Source organism: Flavobacterium sediminilitoris (assembly GCF_023008245.1).
GTDB classification, from domain to species: Bacteria; Bacteroidota; Bacteroidia; order Flavobacteriales; family Flavobacteriaceae; genus Flavobacterium; species Flavobacterium sediminilitoris.
In genome coordinates, this window is record NZ_CP090145.1 from 2343801 (window position 1) to 2360957 (window position 17157).

Here is a 17157-nt window from a genome sequence, read left to right on the forward strand (position 1 = left end):
TTTGATTTATCTATTGAATAATATGGAGAACCACAAACTTGTCGTGCTGTAAGCATCCTAATTAGTAACTTCATAATAGTATGTATTAGTTTTAGGCATCTTTATGAAAAGAATATTGAGGTTTTTTATAATTTAGCGATACACTTCGCTCTCTTTTAGTACATATAAATACACACAAAAACATAAAAAATACGTGTTTATATGCGTTGCGAGTTTAAAATGAATAGGTTACGGTTGTAAATAATACGCTTTATCATACATAATAAATAAGTTGGTAACAAATTAAAAAATATTGAAAATGGACAAAGAAAAATATCTCGATAGAATTAAATATTCAGGAAAATCTAAACCTAATCTAGATTTATTAAAAAAACTACAAAAACAGCATCTTTTAAATGTTCCTTTTGAGAATTTAGACATACATTATAATATTCCGATTGAATTAAACATTAATCGAATTTATAAAAAGATTGTACTCAATAATCGCGGAGGATTTTGTTATGAACTTAACGGATTGTTTTTTGAACTGTTACTTGCATTGAATTTTGAAGCCAAGCGTATATCTGCAAGAGTTTATAGTCAAGAAAAAGGATATGGAGAAGAATTTGACCATTTTGCAATTATTGTTAAAATTGATGGTGAAGAATACTTAAGTGATGTAGGGTTTGGCGATTTTACTTTTGAGCCTCTAAAAATAGATATTGGTAAAATTCAAAATGACGAATGTGGGACTTACCTTATAGATAAATATGATGAAAAATATTTTCGTGTAAATAAAGTGGAAAATGGAAAAATAACACCCGAGTACATTTTTCAGAAAGAAAAAAAGGATTTTAATGATTATCAGGAAATGTGTAAATATCACCAAACTAGTCCCGATTCTCATTTTACACAGAAAAGATTAATCTCATTGCCAACAACAAACGGAAGAATTACTATAACCGGAAATAAATTAAAAATCACAGAATCGGGTTCAACAACTGAAAGTGAAATTAAAAATGAAATAGAATTCAGACAGCATTTAAGGAATTTATTTAACATTATAGAATAAAGCCACTTGACAACAAGTATATAATTTATTTTACTAGTTTTTGCATACTTACAAAAATCCTCATGGACTTACATAATTTAATATTTATCACAATAGACATTATAAATAGAAAAAACACTTTATAACAACCATCTGTAACAATTGCTAGGCTTGTATTTAGACTTTTACTTCGTTTGTTCACTTCGCTCAAGTCTCTGAAAATTATACGAGTAGTTTTGTACTTGTAAACTTTTGTTATAAATTTACATAACTACCAAACTATTAGATGCAATTGTATCAAACTGATTTTAAACTTAAAAAAATAAACAAGCAATGCAAAAAATACAATTTAGAAAAGAAATAAACGCATCCGCTCAAAAAGTATATGAAACAATGCTGGGCTTGAAGAATAAGGCTACTTACGAATATTGGACAGCAACTTTTAATCCTACTTCTACTTATGAAGGAAGTTGGGACAAAGGAAGCAAAATTCTTTTTGTAGGAATAGATGAAAACGGTAAAAAAGGAGGAATGGTGTCGGAAATTGTAGAACACAAACCTGCTAGTTTTATTTCCATTCGTCATTACGGATTTTTGAACGAAGGTATTGAAGTAACAACAGGTGAACAGGTAGAAAAATGGGCAGGCGGACACGAAAATTATAACTTTCAAGAAAGTAATGGTATTACAACTGTAACTGTGGAGATGGATACTATTGATGAATATTTAGATTACTTCAATAACACTTATCCAAAAGCATTAGATAAATTAAAAGAAATTTCAGAACAATAAAAGACATAAGACTTTTATATCCAATGAAAAGATTTGTGAGATAGGTTTTATATTACCAACAATGCATTGATTTTTTTAAGTAAAAAACGAACAACTTCTCGATACACATCATACCCGAAGAGACGTAGTTTGTGTAAAGAAAACTAAACGTTATCCCAACCGTCAGGTCGAGTTTTTTAACGTAGAGAATCGAAGTTAAAAAGCATTGAGAACTCCTCTATAGAGAACTCCAAACTTGTCATGCTGTAAGCATCTCATTAGAAGGTTTACGCATTCTATGATAACAACAACCTCGTTTAAATCACTTTAAAATAAAAGTTGTTGTTATTTATTAATCATTTTAAAAAATTAGCTTTTTAGAAGGGTTGTGAAACAGTTACTTGTGTTAGCAGCTGGCTTTATATTTTGACGTCCTTGTTTTCTTCCTTAATAACTTCTTTTTCCAATTCTTTAACTAGCAATTCAACTAATAGAGTTTTTAAATCAATATAGTTAACTGTCAAACTTGTTTCAAAAATTATTAAATTTCCCTTCTGCCAAACAGTATTATAGTCACTAATAATTCCAGTATTAACAAGCGCTTTCTTTAAATTTTCGTTTGTTGACTCTTCATATTTTTCTTCAATTTTATCTTTTAACCAATTTGGTTTGTCGATTGAATAATCACTATCATTCCAATCTTCAAATGGTAAAATGTTCAATTGTGATAGTTTACCATTTTTATTGTAAATAGGTTCTATAAAATATTTGCCTTCACCAGTTATTGTTTTCCCCTCGCTTTCATCTGAAATACTTGTCTTAAACGTGTAACCTGCTCCAAGATCAAATTTACCAGCAATTGATGTAAATCTATTTGATTTTGAAAAAGTTATAGTTTTTCCTTCACTTTTAATTTTATCTATCTGAATCTTAAAATCTGATTTCGACATTCCAATTGTAAAACCAAGAAATATAGTGTCATTTGATTGCGATGTAGATTTTATTAAGCTATCCAAGATAGTTTTGTTTGAATAGTTTATACTTTTTTTGATTGAAAGGTTTGATGATTGCTTACACGAAATTAAAAGTATAAGAGATAATAATACCTCAGTGACTTTTTTCATAAGTTGTTGTTTTTAGGATTTTGTTGAAGCTTGTTGCTAACGTGTTTGTATAAGATTACGTGGTTTAATCAATTAATTATACAGAGTGTTGTGTGTAGTTTTTTACCAATCATCATTTTTCTTTTCACCAAGTATATAGTTTCTTAAACTTTCATTAAGGTTATTTAAATAGTTTTCTATTCTTTTTGGTGACTCACCAAAATTTTTAATTAGTTTGTTGTCAGTTTTAAAGTTTGGAATTTTTTTATAATCAGTTCCTCCTGCTGTTAAGGAAATTAATTCAAACTTATATTTACCATCCTTGATTGATAGTTCAATAATATAATCTAAGCTAAAGCTCATTTTTTTTACAAATAGTAAATTAGAAGCAACACTATTAATTCGTACCTTTTCATTTTCTATTTCCATTTTTATTACTTTATCTGGATTTTTGTAAGTTTCTTTTATCCAATTAATTGTTTTACTATAAATTTCATTTGTCGTTTTATCTTCAATTTTAGTAACAATATAATCGTTAATTCCAGTTTCTGAATATTCAAATTTTTCGAGATGTTCTGTTTGTCCAAATGTAAATACTGAAAATGTTAAGAATAATGTGAATGATGTAATTAGTTTTTTCATGTTTATTTGTTTTAAATTATACACAGGTTAGTATATGAAAAGCAGGTGATTTCGAAGGACTAAACTTTCGATTAAACACAAAGTTTGATGTGAACCAAAAGCTTTGAATTTATTACTGTTTCGTCTATTTTTTATATACATTATTATGTGGTGTTTTGTTTTTTATTGGAATTTATTTTTTGATATAATGAAGTTTTTGAGTAACGATTTTAATTCTTGCGGTAAATCATTTTCTTCATAACTTAATGTCCAATTTATAAGATTACCATTATCTAAATAAATAGTTACATCAATATATTCTCCATCATTTTCAGGGTAATAATTTAAGTATGTAAAATCTTTTGGAATTAAATATTTCTCTGGAATTTCTCTGAATAATTTTTCATTAGAATTAGAGTAAGATTTTATTTTATCTGATTTTACCAATTCTTCTCCCTCATATTTTTCTGTAAAAAAAGAAACACTATCTAAACTAAATTGTATTGTGTTTTTTACATAAAATTCATTACTTATAGGTTCAGAAGTGTTAACCTCTGAAAAAATTATTTTCTCAATAATGTAATTTTGTACTGTTTGTTTTTCTTTTTTTTGAGAATTACATGAAGTAAAAAAAAGAATGCTCATTAAACAAATTATTATTTTCATACTAGTAATTTAATATTAAACTTCTGTCTGTGCGGACAATGTTCCATTGCCACTTAAATAATGAATACATATTCCCTTTAAATTTGTTATCTCCTGAGCTATAATAACTGCCATTAGGAGCTCTATTTCCTTTTTGCCATTCATAATCCATATAATTATCGGTATAACCATGATAAAATTCGAATGAACTCAATGCTGATGAAAAAATATGAGGCAAACTTAATGAATGACCGCACTCATGTATAACTGTTCTTTTACTATTAAGTCCTTGGTTGAATATAACATAATGATTTCCCCAAACATTTGTTGCGTTATCTAAAGAACAAATACCAGATGTTCTACCTGCATTTAAATCTGTATAAAACAAATAAGTTCTAGTGGTAGTATTATCATCTATTTGACCTGAAACTGGTTTGTGCTTTCCATATTTTAAATACAAATTTTCTATAGAACTTCTAATTTGGTTAGCCGACATAGTATTTTTGTTGTTTATGAAGTTTTGAACATCTACATCCGTGCTTGGCAAACTATTAATATCAAATTTTGTATCTACTTTGACTTCTGCTCTGATAAGTGCTTGGTTAAAAGATTGATTTTTAAATAAATATTGGTAATCGTTTCTTAAATTGGCTAAATTACTACTAGTTATTACATTTATAGCTACAATTTCGGCTTTTGGTATTACATTGTTTTTGTAAACCATAAGTTTACCAACTTCTTCTTTTTGTACACCTAATTTTGCGAATATTTTTATTTCTTCGTGAGAATTTAAAGTACCTCCTTCACATTTTATGTTCACTTTTTTTTCTGCTAAATAATAATCTCTAGCTGTTGTGCCTCCTAAATTTTTAGTTCTTTTGGAACTAATTAAATCTTTTAAGTTTAATTTTGAAGGAGTTATTTTTAAAAATGGATTGTTGCTTTTAAATAAAATTTCGGTAGCATCATCTACCAATGTCTCTAATTCTTCTATTTCGAGGTCTAAGTATACACCATTTTTGTGCATTCTAGAGCCATGAGAGAATTGTGCTGTTGTAGTGTATGGGAAAATAGATAACCAAGCAGGATAATAATCATTAGCATATGGAGAAATTGGATTTACAACATCAGTTGTTTTATATTCCATTTTTAGAGCAGCAACATCTTTACATAAAGCGGTAGGTGTGCCAATTGCAGTCCCATTATTATCATTTGTTACTGTTTCGATAGGATAGATATATTCATCCCTTAACCAATCAAAACCATACTTGCCGTTGTAGTCTGATGGTCGTCTAAAATGAACCATAAATTTTTTAAGTGTGGTGTTTTGAAATATTTTTCTTTTCGTTGGTTTGTATTCCCCAAATTTAATACTTGGATTTTCCATAATATTGGTATTAATGGCAACTAGTTTATATGTATGACAAAATCATACAAAACCATCTATTTTTTAGGTAGATCAATATGATAAACCCTGTTTGTTTTATTTGTTCTTTACAAACTTAAACTATTCTTTTTACTCTTGCAATACGTATAAATACGTATTTTTCATTCTTTTTTGTACGTATTTATACGTACTAAAGGCTAAATGGTTTGCGAATTTTCTTTTTACAGTGTGTTTTGTTTATTTTGTTTTGGTAAAAATAAGATGCTTTTTTTTATTTGTTTTACGGTTTTCCGTAAAGAGGTGTTTTTTTGTGGTTCTTGAGTTCTCGATACTTTTTAACTCCGATTCTCTACGTTAAAAAACTCGAACTGACAGATTGCTAAATACAAGCTACGTTTCTTTGAGTGCAAAACGTATTGAGAAGTTATACAAGAACTCAACATTCTTTTTATAAAGACGTTCAAACTAATGTATAGTATTACGGAGTTGTTAATGAGATGCTTACAGCATGACAAGTTTGTAGTTCTCGATACTCGTCACTTTGAGTGTGCAGCGTATCGAGAGTTTTACTCCAATTCTCTGCGTTTTTAAGTTAATACTTGCTAAATAGCAATATGTATTACTACTAATCGAGTTTGGTTTAATAGTAATTAAATTTTGTTTACTACTAATTAAATTATGCTTATTACTAATTGAGTTTGGTTTAATAGTAATTAAGTTTTGTTTACTACTAATTAAGTTTTGTTTACTACTAATTAAATTATGCTTATTACTAATTGAGTTTGGTTTAATAGTAATTAAGTTTGGCTTAATAGTAACTAAGTTTTGTTTACTACTAATTAAATTAGGTTTATTACTAATTGAGTTTGGTTTAATAGTAATTAAATTTTGCTTAATGTTAATTAAACTAGTTTTACTACTAATTAAATTTGGTTTAAACCTAAAGTATTTTGTGTCTTGCTAATTGAAATTCTTTTTAATGATAAATTTTCGTCAGTTGGAGTGATTTTATTCCTACTCTTAGGAAAGAAAATTGTATTGAGAAGTTATAAAAAAACGCAATATTCTTTTCATAAAAATGTTCAAACTAATGTATAGTATTACGGAGTTGCTAATGAGATGCTTACAGTATTACAAGTTTGTGGTTCTGGATATACGTTTCTTTGAGTACAAAGCGTATTGAGAAGTTTTACTCCAATTCTCTACGTTAAAAAAAATCGAACAGAGGAAGTGGTGGTTTTGTGTTGCATGTGTGTAAAAGTGTTTGTTATAATAAAAAAAGCAACTTGTTTGAAAAGTTGCTTTTTAAAGTATATAGTTAGTATTGGGTATTATTTTTTAGACGCTTTCATATTCTTGATAAACAGTTTTATTTCGTCTAAATGTTTTTGTTTTGTTTGTGTTACGCTAAGTTTACTTTCATAGTCAACTGCTCCATTGAAGATATGACTAATGTTTAGCGATGAACCTCTACTTGCTGAGTGACAAGAGAAGCAGTTACCCATTCCTTCTACATTTTGACCGTGAATGCTTGTTGGAGAAAAGCCAAGTTGTTCATAAGTTTCCATAGTAATATTGTAGGCAGCTACAGAACCTCTTGGTAATTTACCAGGAGCAGAGTTGCTTAAAGCACTACCTAATGAAACTAATAATTTTGCTTGTTCGGTTGGGTAATTGTGTCCTTCGGTATTAATCCAGATAGAACCATTGTAAAAATAATTTTTCCAAACGTCTGTTAGTTTCTCTTTTACAGATGTATTAATAGCTGCGATGTTGTCATAATTTAAAGGTTCTTCTTGACTTGTTGAAAGAAAAGTATCACCAGCGTGACGTGGTACTCCATATTGGTTTACTGCAAAAACACTAGTGCTATCTGCATTTGGAGCATTACTTGTAATATTTGCAAGTGTAGCTGTTGCATGAACATCGAATAAAAGTTTGTTGGTTTTTGAAGTTACAGGAACATCGGATGTTGTGGTTGCTTTCCAATCATAATAAGGTGCAAGGTCATGATGTTCGAAAGTAGCCCAAACAAACTCAGGATGGTTATAGACTATGCCTACAACATGCATTCCTAGTAGTGCAATTTTTGTGTCTTTTCCTTCTACAACTGCATCTGTTACAAAATAACCAGTAGTATCTGGAATGGCATCAGCACTTACCCATGCTATTTTTAATTCTAAAGAACCCACAGGGAAAGTAGCATTGGAATAATCGCTTTTTTTCATTTTAGCATATTTCCAAATACTGTTGTATAAACTATCGTTCACATGGATGGAGTAGTACACAGGGTAACTAGTAACATTAGAACTAAACGATTTGTTTGTATTTAGAATGTCACTAGTTGCTTGTTTTTTGTCTGATGCAGTTAAAACAATTTTATTGTTTGTAGTTGGAATACGTACTGTTTGAGAGGTAACTTGAAATAATTCCTCAAGGAATAATGGTTGCCCCGAAACATCATTGGTTAACCAAAGAAACTTTTGCCAAGACCATTGATGAAAATCACAGTTACTAACGGTAGTATTGTCTCCAAAAACACTAGTTTTGTCTTCTCTAGGTGCTGGTGTTTTTCTTTTTCCAGTAATTGTGTCTACTGTAAACCAACTAGAAGGAGCTAAGCAGGCTTTATCTTCTTCTTTAATGTAGGTTGCTACTGTTTCCTCTTTTTCTTCTTCTTCTTTTTGATTTTTTGGATCTTTACAGGATTGGGTGGAGAGTAAAACAAAAAGTAACAGCCCCGTTAGATTTTTAAATTTTTTCATGTTTTCTGTTTTAAATTAATTAAATGTTTAGGATTTGTTTGTATATAATGAATTGTATAGGGATTTGAATGAATATAAAATTAAAGCTTGTTTTGATATTAGTTTGTTTTTATTATATTTTGTTTTTTGATGACCAATACAACTATTTGATGAAAATAGATTTTACGCGTCTAATTATCAATAATTCAGCAGTATAGGTTTTTGTTGTTATCATTTCTACACAAATCTAAACATTGTTTTGTAAATATATACAGGTATTTTTACTTGTTTTTTAGAAAAAAAATATTTTAATTTTAGTTTAAAATGTATTGAAATAGAAGAAGTTATGATTTGTATCGAGAAATTTTGTTTTAGGACACAGGTTCTCGATACCTTTTTTATGAAATTGATTCTGAAATAAGTCAACTTAAATCTATTCCAAAGAACATAGATAAAAATGCAATGGAAAATTAATCTATAGTAGATTAATCAAAAAAATAGATATTGAAGAATATTAAAGAGTGTATTATGAAGGTAATATTTAAATAGTATTAACTCGTTGGATGTAATTAATTTTGATGATTTTTTTTATCAATTCGAGTGTTTTTCGACAGAAAATCGTATCGAAAACAAGAAAAATTTCATTAAAAACGGTTCTCGATACATTTTTTGTTCCGTTTTACTGCACAAAAAATACTCGAACTGACGTTTTTAATAATTGCACCCAACGGGTTAGTATTATTTTTTTATAATTACAATTGCTTTATTAACTTTAATACTAGGGTTTTTTGTTGTTTTCAATATTCCTTTGAAAGTGTAATTTCCATCCTCTTTAATCTTTAATGTTTTATTTTTTCCAGTAAAGTGCCACTTTGTTTCATCTCCAATTGTTGTTTTGACTTCTCCAATTGTTACATTTTTTTCAGTAGGGTTAAATTCTAATATTCCGTAAGGTTCATCATTTCTGTAAATTCTAAATCGAAACTGGAAATGTGCTTCATTTAAATATTCTAAATCCATTTCAGACCAGAAAGCTATTTCTTCGTCTTTTTTTAAGTTTAGATTAGTTTCTTTCTCGAAAATGTTTTGTTCACTTGTACTAACTTTATTTATAGATAATCTTGCTATTTCTTCTCCTGTTAATAGATCACAAGACATTAATGTTAAAAGAGAAAATAATAGAATTGTTATTTTTTTCATGTTTGTTTCGTATTATATGAAACTAATCTGTATACTTCGTTTTTGATTATTTATTAAGTATATGTAGTTTATATCTGTTTTCACAAATCTAGTTTTTCAAATTGAAATTTACAATATTTATTTGTAGATGTTTTGAAAAGAATATTCTAACATAAAGTAGAAAAAAAATAAGTGTTTATTTATGGCATTATATTGATATACTTAGCTATATGTTTCTTAGCTAGTTTTGTTTGCACAGATAGATATAAAATAATCGTCTAAATCGCGAATTGAAAATTCTATTCGTCCAGAATTAATGTTCAAATGAGGTTCTTCTTCTATTTTTGCATTAAGCTTTTTTGCATTTTTCCAAATTAGGTTTAAATCATCTACAACAAAGTATAAAATGAGTCCGTTTCCTGCTTTTATATTCGGGTTAGATAAGGTTGGATGTTCGTGAGCGCTCCATTTATGCAATGATAAAATTTGTCCATTGTTATCGTTTGTCAAAATTTCAAATGTGTCTCCACCATGTCCACTTTTACAGTTTAATAGTTTTTGATACCATTCTGAACTTTCGTGTACATTTTTAACTGCAATTATAGGTTCTGTTTTTATCATTTTGAGTCTCAATATTTATAAATTCTAAAAAAAATATCATTAATTCATAGTACGTTTTAATCAAAGGAATTAATCTCTTGAATAATTTTACCTTCTCCGTTTAACATTTTAAACAATGGATTTCCAATGCTATCTACTGAAATAATAATTCTTGGTTTTTCATCGGGACCATTAATTACTAGGCTAGAATTACCATTATTACTCATTAAATTAATTCTATTTATGTTACTTCCTATTTTACCCGATGTGTCTTTGTCATTAATGATTAATCCAGATCTATAGGTGTTATCATTGTTGCTTTGTTGAGATAATAGTCCAATAGCATCTGCATTATTATAATCTAAGGCTAAAGCATAAGTACTGGTTTTTGGATTTTTTGAAAGTGCTATTCCACCACATTCATCTCCTTTTTCATTATAAAAGATTATACCTGCTGGATTAAGAGCTCGTTTGTATTTTTTACCTAAAATTATAGGTGGTTCCATTTTTTCCTGATTGGATAAAACTATTCTATTAATACCATTTTCGTCTACTATATTAATGCGTTTTACAGTAATTTCATCAAAGGTTTCATTCATTGTTTTGAAAGAGTAAAGAAGCATTGAAAATGCTAGAGTAATTATTCCAGCATAAAACCCAAGTATCCATTGTGATGTTTTTTTCATTTTTAATTATTTTAATTTATTAAGTTTTGTATAAGTCAAATTTTATTTTGAAAATGCTAAATAGTATAATAGTAGAAGGGTTTACATAAGAAAGGATTTAGTGATTGTTTTTATTTTCTAATAATTGGATCCGGTATTTAATCATTCTTTCAACTAGGTCAATAGGAATAGGTTTATCTAATGGAAATTGAACCGAACCTTTTCCTTTTTTATATTCGCTTAATTCCAAGTCGAATTTTTCCATAGTAGTAGGGTGTGGATAAAGACCAACGTGTTTTTTATAGCCTGCAATCATAATTTGCTGTTCTCTTTTTCCATCTTCTACTAATGAATATGCTGGAATATTATAATTGAACAATTCAGTTGCATTTGGTTTAACTTTAAGAATACACTTTTTTAACTCTATAAGTGCTTTTTTCGTTTTTTCAGGTTGAGTATTAAAATAGTCATCAACCGTTTTCGGCTTGTCCATTTTTATATTTTTTAGTTTGTAATGATATTGTAATTAACCATAACACGCAGAATAACAGAACTATTCTTCCTGACCAACCAATTAGTACATTCGGACCTAAATTTCCATTGTTCTTTGGTAATTCTGTAGTCATATCTATTATTGTGTATATTTCTGAAATCCAAAGTAGAATTGTCATTATTAATATTGGACCTTTATATTTTTTGTAATTCGGATTTTTAATAAAAACCCAAGCGAATAGCAATGAAGCCATTATTAAGAATCCTAAAAATCCAGCTCCTACACTATGGATTAATCCGCTTGTAGTTGCTTGTTCCTGAGGAAGAGTTGCTGGGTCAGTGTTAAAAAGACCTGCCAATAAAAATCCGATTGCAGAAATAGCTAAAAATGTTTTTCCAATTTTTCCTCCAAGATTTGTGTAACATTTTCTTGATTGTATAATGAAAGACACAATGCTAAAAGTCATTAATGAAAATGCAATATTCATTAACCAACCATAATTACCAAGCGCTGTTTCGCTAATTGGTTGCCAAGATGGGTTGATTTCGGGGTTAGCAAAATGAGCAATGATTGTTATAACAATAGTAAGAATGCTCAAAAACACTGAAATGTTACTAAAGTTTGTCTTCTGTGATTTCATGTTTTTAGAGTTGGTTTTTAAAGATTTAATAGAAATTTATCTAATCTTTCCAGAGTGGAAAGCATTCCGTCTTGCATTCCCATTTTGATTATAGTTTCTAAATCTTCAAGAGAATCATACACTATTATGGTTTTTACTATTGTATTATCGCCTTTATCAGTAAATGTAACTTCCCATTTTGCTTGTGGTAGTTCTTTGCTTATTTCGCCTTTTTCATTACTAAAAGCATCTAAACTTGTGTAATACTCAATAGGTTTAATTGTAAGATATTTTGTCCAACCCCAATATTCTGTTCCATTTGGTTCAATCATTGCATAATGCCAATGTCCATTTTCTCTAAAATCCATAGATTTGGTTTTAGTTGATAAGGGTTCAGGTCCAAACCATTGATCTAAAAGCTCACTTTTTGTATAGCAATCCCAAATGAGTTGTCGTTCTGCTAAAAATTCTCGATTAATTGTAATTGTGTTTTTTTCCTTATCTACAAGGAAATCGAATTGCAAATTAGTTTTCATTTTTCTTGTTTTTAATTGTTGATAATAAGTTGTCTAAATTATTGAAACGGTTTTCCCATATTTCTCTGAATTGTTCTAACCATTTATCTATTTCTTTCATTTTATCAATTTTTAGTTGATAGTATATTTCTCTTCCTTTTTGATTTGCTTCAACAAGTTCACATTCATTTAATATTTGAATGTGTTTTGAAATTGTTGGCCTTGCTACATCAAAATTTGACGCTATATCACCTGCTGTCATAGATTGTGATGTAAGCAATACTAAGATTGCTCGTCTTGTTGGGTCGGAAATAGCTTGAAAAATATCTCTTCTTAGTTTCATTGTGAAGTCATTTGACTACAAATATATATGAAGTTATTTAGCTACACAAATATTTTTATGATTTTGTGAAAATTATTATAGATGAATTTCAAAAAAAATAAAAAAGAGTATTGGGTTTTCAAATTTCATTGTTTATCATCGTTTGGATTTATTAGGTTCTATTAAAACAAACAATTTTTGAATGAATTGAAATAAGATATTGATAAGGTTGCGCATTTCAAAGTGATGGAAAAGTCTATTTTCGAATATCAGTTCCATATCATCATTATTATAGAAAAAATAAAGACCTCCTTTTACATCCAAAAAAAGGTCTTTATTAAAAGTGAAAATTCTTTTTACTAAAGAAAGATTCTTGTTCTCAAATTTATTTTAGTTCTCTTTTTTGTAAGTTGAATACTGTTCCTGCTGGGTCTTGAATCCAATGCATGTCTTTTGGAAGTTCTTCGATTTCGTCACAAGTTTCTACACCGTTAGATATTAAATAATTTGTTGCTTCTGTTACATCGGGAACTGTAAGTTGCAGCCAAGTTTCCGAATGGGTATAGTTGTCTACACAGTCTAACCATATAATATTATGACCAAATTTTACTTCGTGCGTCCTAGAAACAGTAGGGTTGCTTATAGGTTTTTCTTGGACTTCCAATTTTAAAATATCTTTATAAAAAGCTACTGTTTTGTCGTATTTGCTTTTTGGAATTTTTATTGCAATGTTAATTCCTGCTTCAAATTTTGTTTCCATGTTTATCAATTTTGTTTGTTTAAGTTGTTATCAATTGAAATGACGGCTTTTTAGTAATTAGTTGCATTTCTATAGTTTTTGTTACGATATCATCTTTATCCCTTTTTCTTGTATTGAGAATTAGTAAGGTTAAAATGTATATTAAAACAATTGTGAATGGTATCGATATTGAATAGACTAGAATAGCTTGTCTGGCAATAAAAAGGAAAGTGTATCGAATTCATTTTTTGGTTTACTTTTATATAGGAAATTTTCACCTGTAAATTTTGAGAGAAATAAACCTAAAACATACAATGCTTCCAGTTTCAATAAAAATTGTCCAAACCGTTATAAAATTAGAAAAAAATACTCCAGAAATTCCAATAATTGTCCAAACAATTAATCCAATTATTGGTGTAGCAAGAAATTTTTGATTTGAAAATTCAATTCGTTGCTCTTCAAGTGTTCTTTTCATTCGTTCGCACTATTTTAGGGCTTATAGTTGTTACGTAAATGTATAATAAAAGACTACAAGTGCAAAATTACGGATGCACTTTTTAAAGAAGAATTTAGAAATAAGCTAAATTAAATAACTGATAATGTTGTAGTTGGTTTGTGTAATGACGTATGTGAATAGAGGTGAAACTTTTGAAAGTCTAATACTATCGGTTTTATTTCATAATTGTTCTTAATGCTCGCTTTATTATCTTTTCTGTTTCTGCTGTTGGCGATTCTGATTTCCATTTTTTGCATAACTTGATTACAAATTCAGGTCTAGACTTACTGGCATCGTTTAACCAATTTCCAACGCTGTCTTGAACATATTTTGATTGATCTGATTTTAATTCTTCTAAAATGGGTAACATTTGTTCAGGATTTTCTTTTAATTCTTCAATATGTTTGCACCAAACACCTCTTGGTCTTGTTGACTCCGTTGTAAAACGTCTAATGTTTTCATCCGAGTCGCTAGTCCATCTGCTTAATATTTTAATGGATTCAGTAAGATTTTTTTCAATTTCAGGTCTTAAAGCCATCCAAACAATTTCTCTAACTCCAAAATGCTTGTCGGCAATTAGTTTTCTGGATTGGTTAAGCTTTTCTGAAATATTCAAATCACTATCCAAAGCTATTAGATATGTGACATAACATCTTAACGTATCTGATTCGTGATTGCTTAAAAGGCTAATTGTTGAAGTTATAGTTTTAGATTGTTTACAATATTCATAAAGATGTAGTCCGATAAGTTTTATTAAACTCATTGTAGAAGGTTTTTTTTGTAGCTCAATTGCTTTTGTGATAGTATCAATACTTTTTTCTAATCCAATTTTTTGGAAAGTGTTTTGAATCAATTTAACTTGATTGATGGCTAACCATTCTGTAAGATTAACCGTTGGAATTTTACCTTCGTTGAGTAATTTTAGTACGTTATCTGGAATGTCCTGTGCTTTTTTTGCACCTTTTCTATTTTTGATTTCTTCGCTTACCATATTTTAGCCAATTCTGATAACTGTTTTTTAGATTGTTCAAAGTTACTATTTTTTAAATCTTCTGTTCCAAAATCTTGTGCCTCTGTGTTTACAAAAGTGATGTTTGTTATTCCTATAAAATTTAACAATGCTCTTAAATAGTTTTCTTGAAAATCGAAAGATTCAAGTATTTCTCCGTTTTTATAGGACATTGCACCTCTTGATGTGATTACTAAAGCTTTTTTACCGCTTAACAGTCCTTTCATTGCTCCATTTTCGTCTAATTCGAATGTTCGTCCAACCCTTACTATATTGTCAATATATGCTTTTAAAGTTGCAGAAATGGAGAAATTATACATTGGAGATGCTATTATTATTTTGTCGCTATTTGTTAGTTCATCTATTAATATATCGGACAATGTAAGTATGTTTTTCATTTCTTGCGTTCTGTTTTTTTCTGAGGTATAATTTGCTTTAATGAATTCGTCAGTTGGAAAATTTGGCGGATGAATGCCAACGTCTCTACTTTTCAATGAGTATTTTTTGTGGTTTTTCAACTGTTCCAAGAAATAGTCGGTTAGCATTCTTGTTTTTGAATTTTGAATTCTTACACTTGAATCGATTCTTAATATTTTCATAGATTTGTAGTTTAAATTTTGTCAAATTTATGATCTTGAAACAAAGTAATCAATACCGCATATTTTTGTCAATAGGGGATAAAAAAGTCAATATTATGGATACAAAGGAATTAGTTGTTGAAAATAAAATTTGTCCGTTAGAAAAAGCGGTTAACACAATTAGTGGAAAGTGGAAAATTCCTATTATTTGGCAAATTAATGAAGGTAAAAAAAGACCAAGTGAATTTTTAAGAGGAATTGATAAAGTTGATAGAAGAGTGTTAAATCAACATTTGAATGAAATGGTTTCGGATGGTTTATTGACTAAAGAATCATTCAATGAATTACCTCCTAGAGTTGAATATCAATTAACGGATTTAGGTCGAGAATTGGTTGATGTTCTATGGAAATTAAACGATTGGGGGAAATTGCTTCTAGATAAAAACGAATAATACTGATTTAAATAGATGATAATTTGTGTGTGTATTGTTCTTTCGTTTTGTATAAAAGCATAATTAGAGAATTATCGATACATTTTGGGAACTATTTAGTACATTCAAATTAATGGTTGAAACTCTACATTACTTTGATTGTGAATTGTATGAATTATTATAGTAATTATGCAATTCTTCTTTTTCTGATTAACAACCAAACTACAATAGGAGCACCAATGATAGAAGTAATGGCATTAATAGGCAGTGTAAGGTCATTGCCAGGAAATTGGGCTACAATATCACAAAACAACAAAATAATGGCTCCTAACAGTGATGTACTCCAAAATAATACAAAATGATTACTCGTTTGGAAAAGTAATTTAGCTATATGAGGAACTGCTAAACCTATAAAAGCAATAGGACCAACAAAAGCAGTAATACTACCTGCTAAAATACTCGTTGCAAAAAGAATAATATAACGTGTTCTTTTAAAATTGACTCCCAAACTATTGGCATATTTTTCACCTAATAAAAGAGCGTCTAAAGGTTTAATAACTAAAAAACTTAATACAATACCTATAAACGTAATAATAGAAAGTAAAGAAACATCATTCCAACTCAAATTCCCCAAACTGCCTAATGTCCAGAAAGTATATTTCTGTAATTGTTCAGCCGTTGTAAAATAAGATAGAATTGAAACTACAGCATTTGTAATACTACCAAACATTAAACCTACTATTAAAATAGACATAGTGTCCTTTAAACGTTGGGAAACAAATAAAACAGCCATTAAAACCATGGCGCTTCCTAATCCAGAAGCTATTACTAATCCATAAGACGATAAAAATAAGGAAGCAAGAGTAGCAGGCAAAATACTAGAACCTAATAGGACTGTAGCTACACCTAAACTTGCACCAGAACTTAGACCTAATACATAAGGACCTGCTAGTGGATTTCGAAATAGGGTTTGCATTAATAAGCCACTTATTGAGAGGGCAATACCTACTAATATAGCAGTTATAGCTTTGGGTAAACGAAAATTAAGAATGATATATTCCCAAGATGTTTTTGAAACTTCATTCCCTACTAAGCAATTGAAAACTTCTTTAAAAGGTATTTTTATAGAGCCTAAACTAATGTTAAGAATAGTTAGAAAAAGTAATAATGCAATTAAGCTTATAAATAATATGGAAAATTTTCTAGTCAC

20 protein-coding genes are annotated in these 17157 nt (G+C 28.8%); 3 read left to right on the plus strand and 17 right to left on the minus strand.

The features are described 5' to 3' along the window. Nucleotides 1–298: 298 nt before the first annotated feature. Nucleotides 299–1051: an arylamine N-acetyltransferase family protein gene (locus LXD69_RS10665; protein WP_246915298.1), complete on the plus strand. Its 753-nt coding sequence runs from the start codon at nucleotides 299–301 to the stop codon at nucleotides 1049–1051. 312 nt (nucleotides 1052–1363) lie between these two features. After that, nucleotides 1364–1822, plus strand: a complete 459-nt coding sequence (locus LXD69_RS10670) for an SRPBCC family protein (RefSeq protein ID WP_246915300.1) — start codon at nucleotides 1364–1366, stop codon at nucleotides 1820–1822. Nucleotides 1823–2220: 398 nt separating this feature from the next. Here the strand turns inward: LXD69_RS10670 and LXD69_RS10675 are convergent, their stop codons facing one another. From LXD69_RS10675 to LXD69_RS10750, 16 genes are all read right to left on the minus strand, one after another. Next, entirely contained in the window at nucleotides 2221–2925 is a 705-nt protein-coding gene (locus tag LXD69_RS10675; protein ID WP_246915303.1) for a hypothetical protein, read from the minus strand. A gap of 102 nt (nucleotides 2926–3027) precedes the next feature. Continuing rightward, nucleotides 3028–3546, minus strand: coding sequence for a DUF4468 domain-containing protein (locus LXD69_RS10680; protein WP_246915306.1), 519 nt, complete (start codon nucleotides 3544–3546; stop codon nucleotides 3028–3030). Between the two features lie 162 nt (nucleotides 3547–3708). Further along, complete coding sequence (locus LXD69_RS10685) at nucleotides 3709–4191, minus strand: hypothetical protein (protein ID WP_246915309.1); 483 nt, start codon at nucleotides 4189–4191, stop codon at nucleotides 3709–3711. A gap of 1 nt (nucleotide 4192) precedes the next feature. Next, nucleotides 4193–5557 (minus strand): hypothetical protein, encoded by a 1365-nt coding sequence (locus LXD69_RS10690; RefSeq protein ID WP_246915311.1) that lies wholly within the window; start codon nucleotides 5555–5557, stop codon nucleotides 4193–4195. Nucleotides 5558–6888: 1331 nt separating this feature from the next. Next, nucleotides 6889–8322: a hypothetical protein gene (locus LXD69_RS10695; protein WP_246915314.1), complete on the minus strand. Its 1434-nt coding sequence runs from the start codon at nucleotides 8320–8322 to the stop codon at nucleotides 6889–6891. Nucleotides 8323–9039: 717 nt separating this feature from the next. Then, on the minus strand, nucleotides 9040–9501 hold the full coding sequence (locus LXD69_RS10700) for a hypothetical protein (RefSeq protein ID WP_246915317.1): 462 nt from the start codon (nucleotides 9499–9501) through the stop codon (nucleotides 9040–9042). Nucleotides 9502–9717: 216 nt separating this feature from the next. After that, nucleotides 9718–10101, minus strand: a complete 384-nt coding sequence (locus LXD69_RS10705; RefSeq protein WP_246915320.1) for a VOC family protein — start codon at nucleotides 10099–10101, stop codon at nucleotides 9718–9720. A 56-nt stretch (nucleotides 10102–10157) separates the two neighbouring features. Then, nucleotides 10158–10766, minus strand: coding sequence for a hypothetical protein (locus tag LXD69_RS10710; protein WP_045968123.1), 609 nt, complete (start codon nucleotides 10764–10766; stop codon nucleotides 10158–10160). A gap of 97 nt (nucleotides 10767–10863) precedes the next feature. Then, nucleotides 10864–11238 (minus strand): iron chaperone, encoded by a 375-nt coding sequence (locus LXD69_RS10715; RefSeq protein WP_246915323.1) that lies wholly within the window; start codon nucleotides 11236–11238, stop codon nucleotides 10864–10866. Further along, entirely contained in the window at nucleotides 11216–11878 is a 663-nt protein-coding gene (locus LXD69_RS10720; protein ID WP_246915326.1) for a DUF998 domain-containing protein, read from the minus strand. Before LXD69_RS10720 ends, LXD69_RS10715 begins: the two co-directional genes overlap by 23 nt. Nucleotides 11879–11895: 17 nt before the next feature. Then, nucleotides 11896–12393 carry an SRPBCC family protein gene (locus LXD69_RS10725; protein WP_246915329.1) on the minus strand — a complete coding sequence of 166 codons (498 nt, stop codon included), beginning with the start codon at nucleotides 12391–12393 and terminating at the stop codon, nucleotides 11896–11898. Further along, nucleotides 12383–12715, minus strand: coding sequence for a metalloregulator ArsR/SmtB family transcription factor (locus tag LXD69_RS10730; protein WP_246915332.1), 333 nt, complete (start codon nucleotides 12713–12715; stop codon nucleotides 12383–12385). Before LXD69_RS10730 ends, LXD69_RS10725 begins: the two co-directional genes overlap by 11 nt. A 364-nt stretch (nucleotides 12716–13079) precedes the next feature. Continuing rightward, the gene (locus LXD69_RS10735) at nucleotides 13080–13454 is read right to left on the minus strand and encodes a VOC family protein (protein WP_246915335.1); all 375 of its coding nucleotides are present in this window, start codon (nucleotides 13452–13454) and stop codon (nucleotides 13080–13082) included. A gap of 253 nt (nucleotides 13455–13707) precedes the next feature. Then, nucleotides 13708–13908 (minus strand): hypothetical protein, encoded by a 201-nt coding sequence (locus LXD69_RS10740; RefSeq protein ID WP_246915338.1) that lies wholly within the window; start codon nucleotides 13906–13908, stop codon nucleotides 13708–13710. A 196-nt stretch (nucleotides 13909–14104) separates the two neighbouring features. Continuing rightward, nucleotides 14105–14920, minus strand: a complete 816-nt coding sequence (locus tag LXD69_RS10745; RefSeq protein WP_246915341.1) for a DNA alkylation repair protein — start codon at nucleotides 14918–14920, stop codon at nucleotides 14105–14107. After that, complete coding sequence (locus LXD69_RS10750) at nucleotides 14914–15537, minus strand: FMN-dependent NADH-azoreductase (protein ID WP_246915343.1); 624 nt, start codon at nucleotides 15535–15537, stop codon at nucleotides 14914–14916. The genes LXD69_RS10745 and LXD69_RS10750 overlap by 7 nt, the downstream gene beginning before the upstream one ends. Nucleotides 15538–15632: 95 nt before the next feature. Between LXD69_RS10750 and LXD69_RS10755 the strand changes: the two genes are divergently transcribed. Beyond that, nucleotides 15633–15968 (plus strand): winged helix-turn-helix transcriptional regulator, encoded by a 336-nt coding sequence (locus tag LXD69_RS10755; RefSeq protein WP_045968146.1) that lies wholly within the window; start codon nucleotides 15633–15635, stop codon nucleotides 15966–15968. 166 nt (nucleotides 15969–16134) lie between these two features. Here LXD69_RS10755 and LXD69_RS10760 read toward each other — a convergent pair whose 3' ends face one another. After that, nucleotides 16135–17157: an iron ABC transporter permease gene (locus tag LXD69_RS10760; protein ID WP_246915345.1), complete on the minus strand. Its 1023-nt coding sequence runs from the start codon at nucleotides 17155–17157 to the stop codon at nucleotides 16135–16137.